Raw genomic sequence first — 19,089 nt, forward strand, 5'->3', positions numbered from 1 at the left:
GTTCACCGTCCCCGCACGGAGGTGGCCGTGGCCCGGTGTTCGTCCTCGGGATCGGCCGCTCGGGGGCGGTCCCGGTCTCGGACGCTGCTGAAGTGCAGCTGGGGGTCGTCGACCCGCCCGTGTCGCAGGCGCTCGACGTCCTTCTCGTAGGCCTGCTCGACGGTCCACGGGCCCTCGTCCCCGGCGTGCGGGAAGGCGGCGATGCCCCGCTGGACGTAGCCGGCCTGCAGCTCGAGGATCGGGCTGCGGCGCATCCCGGGGTTGTCCGGGACGGGCACGAACGTGTCATGGCCGTAGGCGTCCATGAAGTCGAGCAGGCGGCAGAGGTGCTCGGCGACCAGGTCGAACTTGAGCGTAGCGGAGATGTTGCTGTAACCGATGGCGTAGGCGAGGTTCGGCAGCCCCGACACCATCATCGACCTGAACGCGAACCGCTCGGACAGCTCGGCGGGTTCCCCGTCGACGCTCAGCGAGATCCCGCCGAAGGGCAGCAGGTTGAGACCGGTCGCGGTGACGACGATGTCGGCGGAGAGGTGCTGGCCGGACTCCAGCTGGATTCCCGTCGGCGTGAACCTCGCGATGCGATCGGTCACGATCGAGGCATCACCGCTGGAGACGGCCTTGAACAGGTCGCCGTCCGGCACGATGCACAGGCGCTGCTCCCACGGGTTGTACCGGGGTGCGAAGTGCGTGTCGACGTCGACGTGCTCGGGGAGCTGGGCCCGCACCTGCGCGATGAGGAGCCTGCGCATCAGCTTCGGGAACCGTTTGCTCCACCTGTAGAGGGTCCTCGTGACGGCGATGTTCTTGCGCCGGACGTAGCGCTGTGCTCGCCGCTGACCGAGCACCTTGTTGAGAGCGTGGGCGAGGTGGTCGGTCGCGGGGAGCGTGAGGACGTAGCTCGGGGACCGCTGCAGCATCGTGGTGTGCCTGGACAGCGGTGCCATCGACGGGATCAGCGTGACCGCGGTGGCCCCGCTGCCGACCACGACTACGTTCTTGTCGGTGTAGACGAGGTCCTGGGGCCAGAACTGCGGATGCACGACGGTCCCCCGGAAGTCCTCGACACCCTCGAAGTCCGGCGTGAAGGCCGACTCGTAGTCGTAGTAACCCGCGCTGACGAACAGGAACCGTGACGTCAGCGTTGTGGGGCGGGGGTTGCCCTCGCGCCGCACGGTGACCGTCCAGAGTCCGGCCGAGGTGTCGAAGTCCGCCGAGAGCGCCTTGTGACCGAACCGGATGTGCCGCCGGAGATCGCAGTCGTCGACGGTCTTGTGCAGGTACTCGAGGATGTCGGTACCGGAAGCGATCGACAGGGGGCTCGTCCACGGCTCGAAGCCGAAGCCGTAGGTCGCCATGTCGGAGTCCGAACGCAGCCCCGGGTAGCGGAAGAAGCTCCAGGTGCCACCGATCTCGTCGCGTGCCTCGAGAATCGCGATCGAGGTGCCGGGGCGAGAGCTCGTCAGGTGGTGGGCGGCGGAGATCCCGGCGATGCCGGCGCCGATGATCAGGACATCGACGTGGTTCGGCCCGTCCTCGCCTGCGGTGGGGGCCTGCCGGCCCGTCGGACCCGTCGTGATCATCTGCCAGCTCCTAAAAGTAAAAATCGAATCGAAATCGAGTATGTGCGGGGCCGGGTGTCCGCGTCAACGGTTCCCGCGGCGTCATCGACACCGCGCGTGGTCTGCGGGTCACCGGCCTCGAGGTCGGTTCACCGGCGCCGCGCCCCGACGTGCGTTGCGCCGGCTGCCGTTGATCCGGTCGTTGAACCGGTCGACGGCCCAGATGGTGCGCAGTCCGGGCGCCCCCATCATCATGGGCCGCCCGAACTCGGGTTTCTCCCTCCACAGCGCCTTCAGATCCACGTGTCGCTCGCCGTCGACGATCCGGTCGGCGATGAGCGAGCCGAGGTACGGCGCCTGGCCGAGTCCGTGGCCGTTGCAGGCGATCGAGTAGTAGATGTTGTCCCGGATCCGCCCGGCGAGCGGCAGCCACGTCGAGGTGATCGCGATCCACCCTCCCCAGGCGCGAGCGGCCGCCACGTCGGCCAGCGCGGGGAAGCGGGTCGCGAACGCGCGGGCGAGCTCGGCCACGAGCGGCTTCCCGGGCTCCTTCAACGGGAGGGGGTGGGTTTTCCGTCGCTCCAGCCTGCGGACGCCGAACACGATCGTGTTGCGGTTGGTCAGCCGGTAGCTCTCCATGAAGTTGTGCTGAGTCACCAGCCCGGAGCGGCTGGTCCAGCCCAGTGTGGCCAGTCGCTCGGGATCGATCGGCTCGGTCTCGACCTCGCCGATCCAGATGGGTACGGACAGTCGTTTCGGTGTGATCGAGAGCTCGCCGCCGAAGGCGTTCGTCGCGAGCACCACATTCCTCGCTTGAATTCGGCCGCCCGGGGTTGTGATGGCCACCCGGTCACCGGCCGTCCGGACGTCGGTGACCTTCGTCCGCTCGAACACTCGCGCGCCCGAGGAGAGGACGGCGCCCCGGACGCCCATCGTGAACTTCCCGGGGTTCATCGTCCCGCCGACGGGCTCGCGGAGCCCACCGAGGAATCCGCGGGGAATGCCGAGTTCGGCGCTCGTGCCGAGCTCGACCTTCGCCCCGCACTTCTCCAGGATCTTCGCGACGCGGCGTACGCGGCCCAGCTGACCTCGTGACACCGCGGCACCGACGTTGCCGGTCGGCTCGTAGTCGCAGTCGATGGCGAGGCGCTCGATCAGGTCTTCCACGTGGTGCGCCGCGTTCTCCGCGAACCGGACGATGCCGGGCAACTTCTCGCGGTGCAGCATGTTGAGCAGCTGGATGTCACCGCCCGGCCCGCCGGCCAGCTGACCGGCGTTGCGCGAGCTGGAGCCGTGCCCGCAGAAGTGGGTCTCCAGCAGCACCACGTCCAGGCCGCGCTCGGCCAGGCGCAGCGCGGTGGACATGCCGCCGAGGCCGCCGCCGACGACGGCGACGTCGCAGGCGAGATCGCCGGAGAGCGCGGACCCGACGTCGCCGGGCGGGTCGATCCATCCGGTGAAGGTGGTGCATTCGACGTTGTCGGTCCGCATGTCATCTCCCGTCGCCAGGGCGCGGTGCGGTGGCGGCCGTCCGGCTCTGAGCGCCGAAGCCCTGTCCGCCCAGACCGGCGTCGGCCGCGGCTCGCAGGTTCGCCACGGCGGCGGCGAGCACGCGACCGTGCTGGCCGGCTCCCCGCAGGACGTCGAGGGCGGGCCGTGCGGCCTCCAGATAGGTGTCGACCGTGGCCTGGTTCGACGCGTGATCGCCGCTCGCGATGCTCTGGGCGACGTGGGTCGTCTCCTGGTGGAGCTTCTCGAGGGAGACCTGGCTGAGAAGGCCGAGCATTTCGGGAGTGACGCCGTTGTCCAGGGCGTAGGTCACCGCCTCGACGTAGGCGCTCAGCGCCGGGACGAAGAAGGCCCCGATCAGGCCGACGTTGAGGACGCTGGCCACCGTGACCTGTTCGGACACGTGCAGCGACGACTCCGCGAGGATGAGCAGGGGCCCCTGGTGCTCCTCCCACGCCTGTGCCGACCCGGAGTACAGGACGGCTGCCTCCGAGGTGCCGATGTCGTCGGGGTAGCAGATCAGTGCCCCGTCGAGGTGGCGCGCGCCGCGACCGGCGGCCCACCGGTCGAGGGCGGCGACCTCGGTGGGGGACCCGCTCGCGACGTTGACCAGCGTGACCCCGGTCCAGTCGGCGACCGGGTCGAGTGCCTCGGTGGTGGCGTCGTAGCTCAGCAGGCAGCTGACGACCAGCGGTGCGGAGGTGACCGCGTGGGCGATGTCGCGCACGGGCTCGATCCGCTCACTCGCCAGCGCCTCGGCCTTCTCCGCGGTGCGGTTCCAGACCGCCACCGACAACCCGCTCCGTGCGAAGGTGCGAGCGAGCGCGGCGCCCATCAGGCCACACCCGACCACGGTGACGTCGTGGGCCTTCCCCACGGATTCCCCGTCAATGCTCATGGTCAGACCACCTCGACGATCTCGTGACGCGGGACGCCCACGCGCTCCAGCGCGCGGTAGAAGGACGCCGGGTCCGCCCAGTCCTCGGGTGCGAACGATCCCGACCGCTGACCGGCCTCCTCGAGCGCGAGCACGGCGAACGCCGCGCACGCGGTGCCGGTGACACCGCCCATGTTGTTGAGCGGACTGCTCGGATGCAGTGCCGTGCGCCGACTCGAGCGAGCCGGCTTTCCGTCCTTGGTCCCGTAGGCGATCGCCAGCAGGCCGCCCTTGTAGGGGTAGAGGCGCCGCGCGGCCGACTTCGCGACGTACTTGCCGAGCACGCCGACGGTGCTCTCTCGGCGGCGGACCTGGTCGACCATCCCGCCGATGGCGTGCCGCCATCCGCGGAGATCGCCGTAGCCACCGGTGGCGACGTCCTCGATGAAGTCGATCGCCTGCTTGTGAGCGATCCGGCCTTGTTGGACCGCCACTCCCATGCCGCGGAAGAGACCGTTCATCGGCGCCGGGTCGAGACCGCCGACGCACCGGATGCGCTCGGCTTCCGGGTACCTGCGAGGCAGGGTCACCGGCTCGGGGTGCGCAGTCTCGTAGAGCAGCACGTGCGGCTCGCCCGCGAGTATCGGGAACCTTCCGGTCTCCACGAAGGTCTCGTGCACGACCCGCCTTCCGTTCTCCCACGTCACGCAGTCGCCTGCGGAGATGTGCAGCATGTGCTCGAGCACGGCGCGCCCGACGTCGGGGCGTTCCTCGCCGACGAGCCAGCACAGGTCGATCCGGTCGACCGTGTCCAGGTCGTTCGCCGCGTCGACCGCGAGGACGTTGGACATGCCGGGGGAGGCGCCACAACCGACGTGGATCGGGACGCCCGCTGCCTTGGCCCGCTCGTCGAGGCTCAGGGCGTGCTCGGTGCTCTCGACGTCGTCGTCGAAGTCGAGGTAGGGGATCCCGGCCTCGAGGCAGGCCTCGATGACCGGCTCCGAGGTGCGGGTGTAGGGCCCCGCGCCGAGTACGACCAGCGCCGCACCCGCGATCACGTCCCGGAGGTCGTCCCGATCGAACAGGTCGAGCCGTCGGATCGTGGCCACTCCCCGCGGCAGTTCGTCCGCCAACGGGGTGAGGAGTTCGGGGCGGATGTCGGTGAGTACGAGCTCCCAGTCGCCACCAGCGGAGGCGAACCGTTCGATCGCCACCCGACACATCTCACCGGCCGCGCCGATGAAGACCGCCTTCTTCGTCCCGTTCGTCACTGCCGTCTCCGTCCTGTGGGGTGTCCACGGGTATGCGCCAGGTCACATCTCAAATTCGTGTCGAGTTTGAGTATTGTTGCGGCGGCTGTCAAGGGATCGGACCGGGAGGTTGATTCCCCGTGGGCGTAGGCGGTGAGGCCGGTCCGGCGGGAGCGATCTGCAGCGTGACCGGGTAGAGCGGACGCGCCGGGATCGACAGCCGCGCGGGGACGACCGGACGAGTTCCTCGACGACCAGTGTCGTCGGGATGCCGACGGAGAACAGCTCGGCGAAGACCCGACGAAGGTCTCCCACGGTCCCGAGAGCCGCTGCTCCCGGCACGGCGTTGTGCCAGGTCCGCCAGCTGGAGGACAGCGGCGAAAACACGTCTCCGAACGCGAGGGTGGCGATGGTCGGCCACGGGCCCCGACCTCCGGAGCTCGTGGCGTGATCCCAGCGGCCACCACCGTGATCACAATGCCGGCGGCGTGCAGGACCGGATTGAGCGAGCGCCCGGAGGCGTCGAAGGTCTCGGCAGGGCCGCTGCCATGTCCCCGCCCGCAGGAGGGGCGTCGCCAGTTGGCACTGATTATCAGCACCATATTTGCAGACATGCGCATGTGTTTATATGTTGTGTCGTGTCGGCCCGGCCCGCGTGTCCAGCGTGCCGCTGCCGGAGCCGAGAGCGGTGAGCAATCGGAGCATGACCGAGCACACGAGGAGGCCGAGCCGGACATGGGCGAAGAGCACCCACACGGGGGGCATTCACACGGAGGGCACGCACACGGCGGCGGAGGCCACGCCCACGGAGCCGGGGCGAACAAAAGGGCTCTGGGGGTGGTGCTCTCGTTCACCCTGGCCTACATGATCGCGGAGATCGTCGGCGGGTTCGTCACGGGCTCGCTCGCGCTGCTGGCCGATGCCGCGCACATGGCCTCGGACAACATCGCCCTGGGGCTGGCCCTGTTCGCGTTCTGGCTTTCGGCCAAGCCGGTCACGCCCAACCGCTCGTTCGGCTACAAGCGCACCGAGATCCTGGCGGCGCTGTTCAACGGGCTCACGATCGTCGCGATCTCGCTGTGGGTCTTCTACGAAGCTTTCCGGAGGCTTCAGGACCCGCCCGAGGTGCGCGGCGGATGGATGCTGGTCGTGGCCGTGATCGGACTGGTGATCAACCTGGCCGGCCTGCTGATCCTCTCCCGCTCGGCCGGGGAGAATCTGAACATGCAGGGTGCCTTGAGGCACATCCTGGCCGATCTGCTCGGGTCGGTCGGGGTGATCGTGGGAGCGGTGGTCGTCCTGGCGACCGGCTGGCGCTATGCCGACCCGCTGATCAGCGTCTTCATCGGGGTTCTCGTGCTCGTGAGTTCCTGGAAGCTGCTCAAGGACTCGGTGAACGTCCTGCTGGAGTCCTCGCCGACGGGGATAGACGCCCGCGAGGTCGGTCGGGCGATGGTGGGCCTCGAGGGCGTGGAGGAAGTCCACGACCTGCACCTCTGGACGGTCACCTCGGGCTTTCCCGCGCTCGCCGCCCACGTGCTCGTCGCAACGGGGAAGGACTGCCACGCGTCCCGGCGGGAACTGGAAGAGCTGCTCGAGCACGAGTACGGCATCGACCACACCACGCTTCAGGTGGACCACGTCGGCGACCACGAGGCCGAGAACCAGGAGTTGCGGATCGCCGCCCGGTCCCTGTCGGAGACGCGGACCTGATCCGTGTCGGACCTCCCGTGGGCCCCGGTCCGGCCGGTGGCTGAGCGGGTCGGGACGGATCGGCGGATTCCTGCTCACTCCGCTGGTGACCGGTCTCGTGGCCAGCGCCTTCGCCGCGGCGAGGGCACCGCGGACCTCATCGGCTCGGGACTGCCCTTGCACGCGTGCGCACGCCGGGTGGGGAGGCGGGTCGCTTCATCCGGAAGGCGTCTCCGGCCGCAGCATCATGTAAAGTCGAACTCGAATCGACTTTCTATTCTGTGGCCGCGGGAGTTGAGCGCGAATGAGTACAGCGCAACACGTGCGCGAGGGGACCTGCGAGGTCGTCGTCATCGGCGCGGGCATGGCGGGGTTGATGGCTGCCACGACCCTCGGCGGCGAGGCCGATGTCGTGGTGCTCGAGGCGGCGGACCGGCCGGGCGGGCGCGTCGAGACGGTGCGGCGGGGTGACTACTGGATCAACCTCGGGACCCAGTTCGCCGAGGGGACTGGGCCGCTGATCGATGCGCTCGAGCGCCACGGCGTCGAGATGGGGTCGCTGGCCGGCAAGAGCGTGGGGCTGGACCTCAACGGCAAGGTGGTCGACACGAACAAGCTGTTCGACCTCGTGTTCCGCACGCGGATGGGTTTCACGGACCGGGTGGGCATGGCGATGGTCGGCGCCCGCGTCCTGTCGGCGGCCCCGTTCCTGGAGTCGGACAGCCGCGTGGCGAAGAGGGTGCGCGCCAAGCTCGACAAGCGTCTCGCATCGGACCTGCTCCGCGGCGTCCGCTCCGAGTTGACGCAGGACGTGGTCCGGTCGTGGTCGGGGCAGTGGATGGGGTGCGAACCCGGGGAGACGGCTGCCAAGCAGCTCGTGACGTCGATCGGGATCGCGCTGACGGACCCGGCCAAGGTGCCGAACTTCGCCCTGCCGGTCGGGGGCAATCAGACGTTGACCGACATCCTCGCCGCCGATCTCGGAAAGCGCCTCCGGCTCAACTCGGCCGTCCGGTCCGTGGAGCGCAGCGACGACGGGGTCGTGGTGAACTACGTCGGTGAGGACGGTCCGGTGCGCGTGCGCGCGAGGCGCGCGATCGCCGCGATTCCCAGCGATGTCGCCTCGCGGATCCTCCCGGAGCTCCCGCAGACCTACCGCAACGCGTTCGCCGACATCCGCTACGGACGGTACGTGATCGTCGGCTTCTTCACCGAGGAGGAGGGGCCTCAGCCCTGGGACGAGTACTTCGGCGTGTCCACGCCGCAGCTCTCGTTCCAGGCGATGTTCAACCACGCCGCCGCCCTGCGCAAGGGCGACTCGCGGAAGCCGGGCGGTGCGCTGGCGTGCTTCGCCGGTGGCGCCGCGGCCGACGAGTTGTTCGAGCTCTCCGACGAGGAGATCGTCGCTCGTTTCAGCAAGGACCTGCTCTCGCTCTACCCCCAGCTCGCGGGCAAGCTCGGGGAGGGGATCGTGCGGCGCCACCGTCGCGTCGTGCCGTTCTGGGCTCCCGGCAGGCGCGAATCGCTGCCGACGCTGCGCAACCCGCTCGGGCCGATCCACCTGGCCGGGGACTACCAGCTCGAGATGCCTTCGCTCGCCGACGCGGCGACGTCGGGGGAGAACGCGGCGAAGGCGGTTCTCGCGAGCATGAAGAGCTGACCTGCTGCCAGCGCGGCGGGGCGGCTCACGACTCCGTCGAATCTTGCACGGACAGCTCTCTCCTCGGGCTCGACCCGAACCGGGGCACCGGACGCGGAGGCAGAACTCGGATGCCGCGCCGGAGGCCGTTGACCTGCTGGCGACGGTCGGTGGTCGGGCTGGTCACCCGAGCCCGCGGGAGGAGCCGAGCCCCTGCGGGTCGGCCGTGGTCGCGGCGTTGCGGTCCCGTTCGTCGCCGAAGGCCCTGCGGGCCCCGGACCGCACCAGCTCGAGCTGCGCCTCCACGGCCGGTCGGCGGTAGCTCGGAACGGTCTCGCGCAGGTGCTGGAGCAGTGCCCACAGGCGGCGGACGACCTGCACCGAACCTTCCCCGAACTGGCGGGTCTCGTCGAGCGCCAGGCTCAGGTAGTCCTCCCAGGAGGGTGCTCGCCAGCGGAGCCGGGCCACCCCCGCGTGGTCGTACGTGGCGCCGGGCGTGAGCCTGCGGTGGGCGATGACGCGCAGCAGCGTTTCGATCTGGTTGAGCGCCTGCGTCGCGGTGCTCGGGTCGTTGACTCCGGGGGAGAGCGCCTTGGTGGAGATGTCGGCGAGCAGGCGGAAGGCGAAGGCGGGGTCCTGCTCCATGGACCGCTCGTCACCGACCGCGATCGAGGACCGGAGATCGCCCTCGTCGAGCGGGCCACTGCCGGCCCGGACCCGGAAGAGCGGGTCGCCCGGGGCCACGAGGTCGCCGATCGCGGGCACCAGCTCGATCACCGCACCGGTCCCGGCGGTGAGGCGGAGCAGGTCCTTCCGGTCCAGGCCCTGAAGCACTCCCGGCTCACCGCGGTAGACGACGACGCGGCAGTCCTCGGGCAGCGGAGCGAGCCCGTCCTCGCCGCCTTCGTCGTCCACCGCCGGCTCGGGGTGGACCTGATCGATCACCCTGCGTGCCTCACGAGCGAGCTCCCCCAGCACCGAGGCCACCCGCAGGCCGGAGGCCGTGTTCGTGATCAGCCGCAGGAACATGAACATGCTCGCCAGGAGCATGAACAGGGCGATCGAGATCGAGTCGTCGGGCACGAACTCCGGGTTCTCCGGCCTGCCGACGGAGCTCAGCACGAGCAGCGAGTACAGGAAGGTCGCGATGAAGGTGCCGAGCGCGACCTGGGTGATCAGGTCCCGCAGGAAGAACAGCAGCATGCGCGGGGAGAACTGGCTCGAGCCGAACTGCACCGCCACCAGCAGGGTCGAGAAGACGAAACCGGTGAACGTGATCATCCCGCCCGCCAGCGAACCGAGCACGCTGCGGGCGGCCTCGGGGTCGAACGTGATCCCGATCGTCGTCCCGGTGCTGCCGTCCACGAGCGGCAGCACGATCCCGGCCGCGATCGCCACCACCGCGAACAGCGTCGGAATGATCCAGATCTTGTCGCGCAGGTGCTCCCTGACGCGCCAGCGCACTCGCCAGAGCATTCGCCGCGAGCCCCTACGTCGCCTTCGGTTCGTTCCCGGCCGCCCGGCGGATCGCGTCGGGGCGTTCGCCCGGCGGCTTGCGGGACTGCCCCAGCAAGGTGTGGACGACGGCTGCCGCGAGGTGGAAGGGGAGCGGTGGGGAGGTCAACTGAGCATCCCTCCGTCTCGGACTCGGCGGTCTCGACTCACTCGGTGTCATTCCCGTGCGGACGATCACGCCGCTGACGAGGCTGACCTCCGCGCACGCCGGTCTCGACCGGTTCTCGGCTCGGTACGGGCCGCGTGCGAGCGCGCTCACCACCACCGCTGAACCGGGTGGCTCGCACGGGACCCGGCGAGTTGCCGAAGTCCCGCCAAAGTAGCAGGGCAGGTGCTGTTCGGCGAGCTGAGCGCCGCACTGCTGCCGCCCGGTACGGCGCCGGAGGGGGCACCGCCCCGGCGGCACGTCCGATCGCCGCTGCTGCCGCGGGGAGTGCGTCCGGCCGACTCGTCAGTCGTCGTGCTGTGGGGGGTGCGACGCGTGTGTCGCGACGTAGGCGGTGATCAGGCGTCGGGCCTCGTCGATGGTGGTGTCGTCGCCAGCGGGGGAGTGCTGGAACGCGACGTCGAAGAGTCGGTTGCCTGCTTCGAAGGCGAGTCGCAGGACGAACCGGGGCGTGTCGGCGGGGAGGAGTTCGCGCTCGACGAGGGCGTGCCGGAGCCGATCGGCCTGCGACTCGTCGAAGGCGCGGACCAGCTCGCTGAGCACCGTGTGGCGTCCCGCGAACCACAGCTCGACGCAACTGGGGTGCCGGCGGAAGTGGTCGCGGTAGCGGTCGATGACCGCGTCCGTGACGTCGCGCAGCGTTCGCAGCGCAGGGTCCTCCAGCGCGGTGGTGAGGTCCGCTTCCAGCTCGTGCAGGTGGCGCTGCAGCAGCTCGGCGTCGACCTGCTGGCGATCGGCGAAGTAGTGGTAGACGGACCCGACGGGAATGCCCGCCCGCTCGCTGACCGCCTTGAGCGTGGCGGCCTCGTAGCCCTGCTCGCCGAGCAGGGCCTCCGCGGCGTCGAGCAGGGCCTGCACGCGCTCGACCCCGCGGCGTTGCACCGGGGTCGGGCGAGCGGGGGCCACGGACGTCCACTTTTTCTCGAACACGACTTGAGATCGTATCAATCGCGGCCCGGGCGTGCCGGGCTGACGTCGTGGCGGCCGGCGAGGGCGTGCCGCACCGAGTGGCGGCGAACTGGAGCGGCGTGTGCGAGCGCCCTCGGCTCCGGCGCGGTGTCCGCACCCGTGGAGAGCACGGCCCGAAACCGGGGGCGAGTCGCCGCGCTGTCTGCGGTGACCACGACTGCCAGGGGGCCGCCCTGTTCGCAGTCCGGGTGGCCTGGTGGTTCAGGCTGCCTCCGGGTTCGGCCGCGCCGGGGCAGCCCGGTTCCACGGTGATCCCGCCGGGTGGCTCGGGCCGGGGCCCTCCTGCTCGCCTCCGGCAGCGGGACAGCGCGCACGAGCGATGAGCGGTTGTTCGACGCGACGGGTGTCCCGCGATGCCGTGACCCGCGAGTCGCTCGCGCCGCTGGTGTCGGTACCGAGGGGCTCCTCAGTGCTGGCGACCGAGGCGGTCCGAGATCCGGTCGGCCGCCCACGCCGCCTGCAACGTCGGTGTGCTGAGGGCGAACGAGGGCAGGTGCGGTGGCCGCGGCCGCCACACCGCGCGCAGGTCGTCGTGGGGCTCATCACCGACGAGCCGGTCGGCCAGCAGCGTGCCGAGGTAGGGCGACTGGGCGAGGCCGTGGCCGTTGCAGCTGACGGCGTAGAAGACGTTCTTCGCGGTTTCCCCGGCGACCGGGAGGAACGACGTCACCGCGACCCATCCGCCCCACGCCCGCTGCGGCGCGACGTAGCGCAGCGACGGGAACCGCTCGTGGAAGCCGCGGACGAGGTCCGCCACCACGGCGCGGTCCGGTTCGCGGGCACCCAGTGCTCTCGGTGCCGCCCGGAGCTGGCGGGTACCGAACAGGATCGTGCCGCGAGCGGTGCGCCGGTAGTTCTCGAGGATCGTGTGCGGAGTGATGATGCCGGTGCGGCTCGTCCAGCCGATCGCTTCCAGCCGGTCGGGATCGACCGGTTCGGTCTCGACCACGCTGGTCCACACGGGCGTGATCCCGCTCGGGGCGATCGCGAGGTCGCGGGAGTGGGCGTTGGTGGCGAGCACGACCCGCTCGGCGTGGACGCGGCCGCCGGGAACGTCGAGCACGACCCCCGCGTCCTCGGGCTCGACGGCTCGCACCGCCGTCCGCTCGAACACCTTCGCGCCCGATGCCAGCAGCGCGTCGCGGAGTCCGAACGCGAGCTTGCCCGGGTTCAGCAGTCCCCCGCCGCGCTCGAATATGCCGCCGAGGAAGGTTTCCGGCAGGCCGAAGTCACGGCCGTCGACGAACTCCACGTCCGCTCCCGCGTCGCGGAGGATCCGCATGCCCTTCCGCAGCTGCTTGAGCTGTCCGGCCGAGACCGCGGCGTTGACGTTGCCGGTGGGGTCGTACTCGCAGTCGATGCCGAGCCGTTCGATCAACCCCTCGGTGAAGCGTGCCGAGTTCTCGGCGTAGCGGGTGAGGTCCCGGAGTTGGCGCCGGTACAGCAGGCGCAGCAGCTGCGGATCCCCGGCCAGTGCGTTCGACAGGTAGCCTGCGTTGCGCGAACTCGCACCCCAGCCACAGCACCCGGCCTCCAGCAGCACGACATCGGCGCCGCGCTCGGCCAGCCGGAGTGCCGATGCCATCCCGGCGAGGCCGCCGCCGACGACGGCGACGTCGCACTGGACTTCCCCCTCGAGCGCCGGCGCGAAATCGGTGGGCCGGTCGCACCACCCGGTGAACGCCGAGCAGTTCACACTGCCGGATGTCTTCGTCGACATGACTTCTTCCTCTGCTCACTTCCCCTTGCGCAGGGGCGAACGGTTATCGGTCGGACTTCGCTTCGAGTGGTGTTCGAGCGTCACCACGTGTCGGGGCTGCGCGCCTTTCCGGGTGCTCACGGCCCCATTCGTCGTGTACGCGCGCAGGAGCGCCAACGGCGCCTCTGTTGCCTCGCCGGCGTCGAGGCCGGGGGTGAGTGCAGCAGCGATCCGTCGCTGGCGGTGGCGATCAGCGTCGCCGGCGCAGGCGGTGACCCCGCGACGTCGGCACCCGGGGGTTGTTCGGCGCGCACCAGCCGCGCGAGCAGCCGCCGGTACTCGGTCGGCGAGGTGGCCATCCGGTCCCGCAGCGCGGGGTCGCGCCCGGACTCCCGCACGGTTTCCCCCAGCACCCCCGAGCCCACGGGGTCGAGGGGAGCCCGGTTGGTCGCCGAGGCGACCATCCGCGACAGCGCCTCCAGCGTCTCGACGGCGTGGGGTTCGGCTGTCGGGAAGGTACCTTCCACGCTGCGCGGCCTCGCCTGACTCCGGCGGGTGAGCCGGTGCGGCAACCAGTGCCGCGGCCAATCCGGGCGAGGGGAGGCCGGTGTCGAGGAGGTCGGCGGTGAAATGGCCCGCCACCACCTGCGCGGCGGGCCCGCCACGGCGGGCACCGTCCCGGGGGGAGGGAACCCGGAGGACGGGGCCGATCTGTGCGGGGGCGTGATCGCGATGTCCAGTGCGGTCGTGCACACGCGCAGGATCAAGGCCAGCAGTGCTGTGCACTGCTTGGTCGCCAGGTGGGTCGAGTGCGCGGCCGTGCCGAGTCTCGCGGGGCGTTCACTCATGGTCCGGTGTGGTTGGCGACCGGGGGTCGGTGGTGGGGGAGTCGGGTCGACCTTCCGAGTCCGCGGACTGCGTGCGCAGCAGCGCGTGCAGGGCCCGGGTGGCTTCGACGACGTCGAGTTCGGGGTCCAGCAGCGCGTGCAGCAGTAGTCCGTCGCAGGTGGCCAGGAGCAGGGTCGCCAGCGCTGAAGGCGCCGGACCTGTGGCGACGGTGCCGCGGTGCTGCTCGGTGTCGACCAGCTCGGCCAGCGATCGCCGGTATTCGGCCAGCAGGGTGGAAAGGTGGTGGCGCAGCGCCGGGTCCCGCTCGGACTCGCGCATGGCCTCCATCAGCACCCCGCTGCTGACCGCGTCGAACGCGCTCTCGTCGTGCATCCAGGCCGTGATGAGCGACAGCAGGCCTGTCAGCGTCTCGGCGGTTTCGAGTCGGTCGAGGGGAATCATGCGCTCGACCGCGCGCAGCGCCGCCTCCGTGAGGAGCTCCTGCTTGCCGTGGAAGTGGTAGCTCACCGCGCCGTGGGGCAGGCAGGCCCGCTCCGCGGCGGCCCGCGTGGTTACGCCGCCCCAGCCGCGTTCGGCGATCAGTTCCGCCGCTGCCGCGAGCAGTCGCTGCCGGGTCTCGTCGGAGCGTGGTCGTTCTTTCGTTCGTTCGTGTTGTCCAACTGGATTGTCCACGTGGACAACGCTAGCGCTTCTCCGTCGGCACGTTGACGGATTGTGAACGGAGTCATGAAAATAAAACCCGAGTCAACTTTGATTTTTGCGGGTGGTGTCGCTCACGTGCGGCGACGCGCGCAGGACGGAACTGATCATGGCCAGCAGTCGTCGCGGGAGTGCTCACCCGGGTGCGGGCCGAGTGGTCTTCATCGGTGTGGCGGCCGCGTGTCACCACGCGGGGTGCTGGCGACCGGCGGGGCGCGGCGGAGGAGCTCGGCGCAGCCCGGTGACCGCGCACCGGCAGCGGGGGCTCTGCTCGGCCGTCGGCGGTCGACGCGCTCATGCGCGGCTCGTGCTCCAGCGGCCGCTGACGTGTCATCGGGATCACCGGTTGCCTGACTGGTCGCCGTGTCAGTCGCCTTGCTGCGGAGCCGGGCCTGGCCGCGGTTCGCCCCGCGCCTGTCCGCGACTTCCGGTATCGCACGGGATGCGGGAGTGGGACGAATGTCGGATCGAAAGGTACGGTGATCGGGAAATGGGCACCACGGGGTACACAGCAGCGGAATACGGCGGGGTCAGTGTCCTGCTCGGCCCGAAACGGGGTGCCTACCCGTACAACAACTCGCTGCTCATACGGGGCACGACCGCATCGCTGGTCGTGGATCCGTCGCTGTCGCTCCTCGAAGCGGCGCCCCCGGCGGACCTGGTCCTCGTCAGTCATGCGCACGAGGACCACATCGCCGGTCTGGGAAGCTACGACGTCCCCGTCCACATCCATGAAGGCGACCTCGAGGCGCTGCGATCCCGCGCGGAGATGGTAGCCGGTTACGGACTTCCACCCGACGCGGTCGAGGACGCCGACGCGATGATGCGGGACCAGTTCCACGTGCGGGGACGTCCGGACGCGACGGGGTTCGAGGACGGCGCCGTGTTCGACCTCGGCGGCCGCACGGTGACCGCCGTGCACCTGCCCGGCCACACGGCGGGCCACAGCGGCTTCCTGATCGAGCCGGACGGCTTCCTGTTCGTGGCGGACATCGACCTGACCTCGTTCGGTCCGTACTACGGAGACGTCGGCAGCGACCTCGCGGACTTCGAGGCCTCGATGCGCCGGTGCCGGGAGGTCGACGCGCGCTGGTACGGCACGGCGCACCAGAAGGGCGTGATCGAGGGCTCAGCGGAGTTCCGGCGTCGGCTCGACGCCTTCGTCGGTGTCGTGGAGAGACGGGAGGCGGAACTGCTCGCGTTCCTCGGCGAGCCGCGGACGGTCGAGGAGATCGTCGAGCACAGGCTGGTCTACCGGCCCCACGTCGAAGGACCGCACGTGAGGCCGGTGGAGCGGAGAACGGCGGTGCAGCACCTGGACCGGTTGGTGAGCGACGGGCACGTCGCGGAGGTCGAACCGGGGCGGTTCCGCGCAACGTAGACCAGAAGCGGAGGTGCCCCGGCCCCGTCGGCCGCGTGCTGCCGTCGATGCCGCACGGACTTTCGCCCATGGCACCGCCCGAACGAAACTGCAGCGTGCTGGGGCCGAGCAGCAGCGAAGCAGGATCCTCCGCCGGGTAGGTCACGTGACCGGACCCCGGGCCTGCTGCGACACCCCGGAGCCGCGTGAGAACCGCCGTTCCCTCGGCGGTTCTGCGCAGGAGGGATCAGACGGCGGAGCGCGACGTGTCGACCTCGGGCAGGGCGTCGATGACGCTGCGCAGGTGCTCGCGCATCGCCTGCTCGGCGGCTGCGGGATCCACCTCGCGGATCGCCTCGACGATGGCCAGGTGCTGCGGCAGCGACACGGCGGGACGCCCCGGGTGCACGGCCAACCGGAACTGGTGGCGCACGTTCTGCCCGCGCAACCTGCCGAGCACCTCGTGAGCGGTCCGCTGCCCGCTGACGCGCAGCACCAGGGAGTGCGGCCGCTTGTTCAGCTCGGAGCAGCCCCACACGTCGCCGGAGACCGCGCTCCGCATCTGCTCACCGATCTCGCGCAGTTCGGCCTTGTCCTCCTCGGTGGCGCGCTCGGCAGGATCGGCGCTTCGTCGAACTGCACGTCGAGCAGGGCCGTGGCCTGATCGACCTCGGGAGGCCGGTGGCGATCGGCTCGTCGATCATCGGCCACGGACGTTGGCGGATCACCGTAACCGGGCAGGGCAACCATGCCGGCACGACCTCGATGTCCGACCGGCACGCCCCCGTGGCTGTGGCGGCCCACATCACCCTGGCGGCCCAGAAGGCGGCACGGTCAACGCCCTCGGCTCGCGCGACGGTCGGACGTATCGTTCCGGTGCCCGGCGGGACCAACGTCATCGCTTCCTCGGTGGACGTGTGGCTCGATGTCCGGCACCCGGACGACGACGTGGTCCGTGGCCTGGTGCGGACCATCGTCGAAGAGACCGGGGAGGTCGTGGCCCAGGAGGGGTGTTCCGTCCCGGTCCGGGAAGAGTCGTTCAGCCCGACAGCTCACTTCGCCACGGGGCTGCGGCATCACTTGACCCGAGTCCTACCGGACACGCCGATCCTGGACACCGGTGCCGGTCACGACGCAGGGGTGCTGGCGCCGTTCGCGCCGACGGCGATGCTGTGCGTGCGAAACCCCTCCGGCGTCTCCCACTCTCCGGAGGAGCACGCCGAGCCGGATGACAGCCCGAAGCGCTCACGGCCGTGCTGGCAGACCTGACCGGGCAGGAGGCACTTTCCGAGTCGACATGACGGTCGAGCTGCGTGATCATTCCGTAGTCGCTTCCGCCTCGCCGAAAAACCGCGCTTCCCGGTGCGGAGGAATCCGAGTCGGCACGTCGGTCAGTCGAACGGCTCTGCCGCTCCGATGCGACGGCCGCTCGCACACCCGCGGAGTGGAGCAGAGCGTTCGAGCGCGCCGAAGTCGGCGCAGAGGGTGCGCTCGACGATCCCCGAACCGGCGGCGATCGTGTCCACGTCCACCGCATGGATGCCGCGGCCGTAGGGCGGCTCGGGGGAGTCCCGAGGGTGTTCCTGGCCTCGGGGACCGCCCTGTCCTGGGCCGTGATCACCGGCGTGGCGGGAGCCGTGCTGCTCGCGGTTGTGAGACCGCGTTGACCGTGCTACAGGTCAGCTCGATCACCAGCGCGCCGCCACGGTCGGTTTCGGTGCGAGTTCGTACCGGCAGACCGTGCGGCTGCTGCTGGACGTGGCGGTATGGACAGTGCAGGGTCCTCGGTGGCGGATCAGACGATCCCTGCGGGTTTTCGAACGGACGGGAGAAGCATGCCCCTGAGCGACTTTCCGCGGTACCCTCTGCTGTTCGGGCCCAGCCCGATTCATCCACTGGAGCGGTTGACCAGCCATCTCGGTGGCGCGCGGGTGTGGGCCAAGCGGGAGGACTGCAACTCCGGGCTCGCCTTCGGCGGAAACAAGACCCGCAAGCTGGAGTACCTGGTTCCGGACGTCCTGGCCAACGAGTCCACGCACCTGGTCTCGATCGGCGGAGTGCAGTCCAACCACACCCGGCAGGTCGCGGCCGTTGCCGCGAAGCTCGGGTTGCGGGCGCGGTTGGTGCAGGAGAGCTGGGTCGATTGGCCCGATGCGGTCAACGACCGGGTCGGAAACATCCAGCTCTCGCGCATCATGGGCGCGCAGGTCCAGCTCACCGACGCCGACTTCGACATCGGGTTCAAGCAGAGCTGGCAGAACGCGTGGGAGGAGATCCGCGCGGAAGGGGGCACGCCGTACGCGATCCCGGCCGGTGCCTCCGATCACCCGCTCGGCGGGCTCGGCTTCGCCAACTGGGCCCACGAGGTCGCCCAGCAGGAACGGGAACTCGGCGTCTTCTTCGACACCGTCGTGGTCTGCAGCGTCACCGGTTCCACGCACGCCGGGATGATCGCCGGTTTCGCCGAGCAGCAACGCCCCCGCCGGGTCCTCGGCATCGACGCCTCCGCGAAGATCGACGGTACCCGCGGCCAGGTCGGCAAGATCGCGCGCGCCACGGCGGAGCGGATCGAGCTGGGCCGGGAACTGCGGGACGAGGAGATCACCGTGCTCGAGGGGTGGGCAGGTGAGCACTACGGGATCCCGGTGGACTCGACGCTGGAAGCGATCCGGCTGACCGGCAGGCTCGAGGGCGTCATCCTCGACCCGGTTTACGAGGGCAAATCGATGGCGGGGCTGATCGACCTCGTCACCACCGGTGAGATCGGACCGGACAGCAACGTGCTCTACGCGCACCTCGGCGGCCAACCCGCCCTGAACGCCTACAGCGCCCTGTTCCGGGACTGACCACGACGTGTGGCGGTGAAGCACCAATGACAGCGGCACGACGGAACCCCGGAAAGGCAGCGCGACTGGTGCGGCAGCAACCGCAGCAGCCCCACCGACACGACGGCGGTGGCGGCCTCTGCGACAAACACCCAGGGCAGCCACGGGGTGAAACCGCTGGTCGAGGCCATTGAACGGATGCTGCTCCCTTCGGCGCTTCCGGGGGTTGTGGTAGCCACGCGCCCGCTTCTCGAGCGGACGGACGTTCCGCGACGCAGGGCCTTGCGTCATAGTGCGGGAGTCTTTCCACGATGACGGCCTCCCGAGGTGTCCACCCCGGATGGTGGGTGCTGAGTCAGATGGGTGCGCCGTGCTCACCGGAGTTGGCGACACCGTTGGACAAGGTGGACGAGGGTGTGGACACGGTGCCGCTGCGAGTGTTGTCGGCCTGTGCGGCGTATTCGCCCGATCCACCTCG

General features: G+C 70.1%; 17 protein-coding genes. 5 read left to right on the top strand and 12 right to left on the bottom strand.

The window, feature by feature from the left end:
- Nucleotides 1-2: 2 nt before the first annotated feature.
- The 4 genes from FHR84_RS03040 to FHR84_RS03055 all read right to left on the bottom strand — a co-directional run bounded on the left by FHR84_RS03040 (nt 3) and on the right by FHR84_RS03055 (nt 5,219).
- The gene (locus FHR84_RS03040) at nt 3-1,583 is read right to left on the bottom strand and encodes a flavin-containing monooxygenase (protein ID WP_179533866.1); all 1,581 of its coding nucleotides are present in this window, start codon (nt 1,581-1,583) and stop codon (nt 3-5) included.
- Between the two features lie 108 nt (nt 1,584-1,691).
- The gene (locus FHR84_RS03045) at nt 1,692-3,053 is read right to left on the bottom strand and encodes an NAD(P)/FAD-dependent oxidoreductase (RefSeq protein WP_179533867.1); all 1,362 of its coding nucleotides are present in this window, start codon (nt 3,051-3,053) and stop codon (nt 1,692-1,694) included.
- Nucleotide 3,054: 1 nt separating this feature from the next.
- Complete coding sequence (locus FHR84_RS03050) at nt 3,055-3,969, bottom strand: NAD(P)-binding domain-containing protein (protein WP_179533868.1); 915 nt, start codon at nt 3,967-3,969, stop codon at nt 3,055-3,057.
- Nucleotides 3,970-3,971: 2 nt separating this feature from the next.
- Nucleotides 3,972-5,219: a saccharopine dehydrogenase NADP-binding domain-containing protein gene (locus tag FHR84_RS03055; protein ID WP_179533869.1), complete on the bottom strand. Its 1,248-nt coding sequence runs from the start codon at nt 5,217-5,219 to the stop codon at nt 3,972-3,974.
- A 714-nt stretch (nt 5,220-5,933) separates the two neighbouring features.
- Here FHR84_RS03055 and FHR84_RS03060 point away from each other — a divergent pair.
- Nucleotides 5,934-6,911 carry a cation diffusion facilitator family transporter gene (locus FHR84_RS03060; RefSeq protein ID WP_179533870.1) on the top strand — a complete coding sequence of 326 codons (978 nt, stop codon included), beginning with the start codon at nt 5,934-5,936 and terminating at the stop codon, nt 6,909-6,911.
- A 283-nt stretch (nt 6,912-7,194) separates the two neighbouring features.
- On the top strand, nt 7,195-8,550 hold the full coding sequence (locus FHR84_RS03065) for a flavin monoamine oxidase family protein (protein ID WP_179533871.1): 1,356 nt from the start codon (nt 7,195-7,197) through the stop codon (nt 8,548-8,550).
- A 162-nt stretch (nt 8,551-8,712) separates the two neighbouring features.
- Here FHR84_RS03065 and FHR84_RS03070 read toward each other — a convergent pair whose 3' ends face one another.
- The 6 genes from FHR84_RS03070 to FHR84_RS03090 all read right to left on the bottom strand — a co-directional run bounded on the left by FHR84_RS03070 (nt 8,713) and on the right by FHR84_RS03090 (nt 14,399).
- Entirely contained in the window at nt 8,713-9,993 is a 1,281-nt protein-coding gene (locus FHR84_RS03070; protein WP_179533872.1) for a DUF2254 family protein, read from the bottom strand.
- A 25-nt stretch (nt 9,994-10,018) separates the two neighbouring features.
- Entirely contained in the window at nt 10,019-10,153 is a 135-nt protein-coding gene (locus tag FHR84_RS22720; protein ID WP_281361180.1) for a hypothetical protein, read from the bottom strand.
- Nucleotides 10,154-10,495: 342 nt separating this feature from the next.
- On the bottom strand, nt 10,496-11,140 hold the full coding sequence (locus FHR84_RS03075; RefSeq protein WP_179533873.1) for a TetR/AcrR family transcriptional regulator: 645 nt from the start codon (nt 11,138-11,140) through the stop codon (nt 10,496-10,498).
- Between the two features lie 445 nt (nt 11,141-11,585).
- Complete coding sequence (locus tag FHR84_RS03080; RefSeq protein WP_179533874.1) at nt 11,586-12,899, bottom strand: NAD(P)/FAD-dependent oxidoreductase; 1,314 nt, start codon at nt 12,897-12,899, stop codon at nt 11,586-11,588.
- A gap of 116 nt (nt 12,900-13,015) precedes the next feature.
- Complete coding sequence (locus FHR84_RS03085) at nt 13,016-13,726, bottom strand: hypothetical protein (RefSeq protein WP_179533875.1); 711 nt, start codon at nt 13,724-13,726, stop codon at nt 13,016-13,018.
- Nucleotides 13,719-14,399, bottom strand: a complete 681-nt coding sequence (locus FHR84_RS03090) for a TetR family transcriptional regulator C-terminal domain-containing protein (RefSeq protein ID WP_179533876.1) — start codon at nt 14,397-14,399, stop codon at nt 13,719-13,721. The genes FHR84_RS03085 and FHR84_RS03090 overlap by 8 nt, the downstream gene beginning before the upstream one ends.
- Nucleotides 14,400-14,916: 517 nt before the next feature.
- On the opposite strand from FHR84_RS03090, the gene FHR84_RS03095 reads away from it, so the two are divergent.
- The gene (locus tag FHR84_RS03095; protein WP_179533877.1) at nt 14,917-15,807 is read left to right on the top strand and encodes an MBL fold metallo-hydrolase; all 891 of its coding nucleotides are present in this window, start codon (nt 14,917-14,919) and stop codon (nt 15,805-15,807) included.
- A gap of 226 nt (nt 15,808-16,033) precedes the next feature.
- Here FHR84_RS03095 and FHR84_RS03100 read toward each other — a convergent pair whose 3' ends face one another.
- Complete coding sequence (locus FHR84_RS03100; protein WP_246300103.1) at nt 16,034-16,348, bottom strand: FCD domain-containing protein; 315 nt, start codon at nt 16,346-16,348, stop codon at nt 16,034-16,036.
- A 119-nt stretch (nt 16,349-16,467) separates the two neighbouring features.
- Here FHR84_RS03100 and FHR84_RS03105 point away from each other — a divergent pair, with 119 nt between their 5' ends.
- Nucleotides 16,468-17,055: a hypothetical protein gene (locus tag FHR84_RS03105; protein WP_343075137.1), complete on the top strand. Its 588-nt coding sequence runs from the start codon at nt 16,468-16,470 to the stop codon at nt 17,053-17,055.
- 566 nt (nt 17,056-17,621) lie between these two features.
- Entirely contained in the window at nt 17,622-18,632 is a 1,011-nt protein-coding gene (locus tag FHR84_RS03110; RefSeq protein ID WP_179533878.1) for a 1-aminocyclopropane-1-carboxylate deaminase, read from the top strand.
- Here the strand turns inward: FHR84_RS03110 and FHR84_RS03115 are convergent.
- The gene (locus FHR84_RS03115; RefSeq protein WP_179533879.1) at nt 18,608-18,802 is read right to left on the bottom strand and encodes a hypothetical protein; all 195 of its coding nucleotides are present in this window, start codon (nt 18,800-18,802) and stop codon (nt 18,608-18,610) included. The genes FHR84_RS03110 and FHR84_RS03115 overlap by 25 nt on opposite strands.
- Between the last annotated feature and the right edge of the window lie 287 nt (nt 18,803-19,089).

The organism is Actinopolyspora biskrensis (genome assembly GCF_013408175.1).
Classification (GTDB): domain Bacteria; phylum Actinomycetota; class Actinomycetes; order Mycobacteriales; family Pseudonocardiaceae; genus Actinopolyspora; species Actinopolyspora biskrensis.